The organism is Streptomyces sp. NPDC057438, from assembly GCF_042802995.1.
Lineage (GTDB): Bacteria > Actinomycetota > Actinomycetes > Streptomycetales > Streptomycetaceae > Streptomyces.
This window is the reverse complement of the sequence record NZ_JBHVDD010000191.1, coordinates 1-1,043: the sequence shown is the minus strand read 5'-3', so window position 1 is coordinate 1,043 and position 1,043 is coordinate 1. Positions and strand designations below refer to the sequence as shown.

Genomic DNA, 1,043 nt, shown 5'->3' with positions numbered 1-1,043 from the left:
CGACGGAGAGGTGTACGAGAGGAACCGGTGCGTGAAGCCTCGTAACGAATTCCCACCAGCTCGAACCTGACGGATCTGGGCTGGGTGCGGTGCACGTCTGCCATCTGCTCGGGCAGGCGACTTGTGCGGTGGTCTCGTTCGCTGCTGCGCAAGGCCACGGTGAAGGACTGCGGCGTAATCGTGGCGATGCCGCCGGGGTATAGCCGGGCGCCTACTCCGACAAGCGATCACAAGTGAACACGGGAACCGTCCCGGTCCTGCCACGGGCCGCGCATCCGGCGCGGCAATCCGGGCTGGGCCCATCGTCGGTCGACCGGATCGGGGCGGGGCGGAGCCGCCGTAGTAGTCCGAGCGCGGGAAAGCCGCGTACATGGCGAAGGGCGGCAGCAGGTTACGAGTAGAAGGGGACTGCAATGCTCGAAGACGCCGGGGTGGAGACTCCGGCCTCGCAGCGCGACGCGCCGTTGGTGCGGCCGCTGCGGGTACGGGAGATGCAGACCAAGCTGCACCGTTGGGCGGCGGCCGATCCCGGCTGCCGCTTCGATGATCTGTACCACCTGGTTTGCGACCGCAGGTTCCTCGCGTTGGCGTGGGACCGGGTCGCCGGCAACACCGGTGCCCGCACTGCCGGCGTGGACCGGACCATCGCCGAGCAGGTGGGCGTGGAGGTGTTCCTGGACCAGCTGCGCGAGCAGCTGCGGCAGCGGACGTTTCGCCCGCTGCCGGTACGCGAGCGGATGATCCCCAAGCACGGCGGGAAACTGACGCTGTTCTTCTCCTCGCGTTCGGTCAGGACCTGGAAGAGGAGTTCGGCGCCGCGGCGGTCGATTTCCATGTAGCCGAGTTCGTCGATGCAGAGCAGGTCGACGTGGCCGTAGCGGGCGATCGTCTTGGAGAGTTGCTTCTCGTCGGCGGTTTCGACGAGCTCGTTGACCAACTTCGTGGCCAGCACGTACTTGACCCGGTAGCCGGCCATCGCCGCCTCGGTTCCCAGCGCGATCAGCATGTGTGACTTGCCGGTTCCGGAGTCGCCGATCAGGCAG

General features: G+C 67.2%; 1 pseudogene. It reads right to left on the bottom strand.

Annotation, left to right across the window (positions count from 1 at the left end):
• Positions 1 to 760: 760 nt before the first annotated feature.
• Positions 761 to 1,043: pseudogene (locus ACFU5F_RS42250) on the bottom strand (ATP-binding protein); the annotation flags it as partial.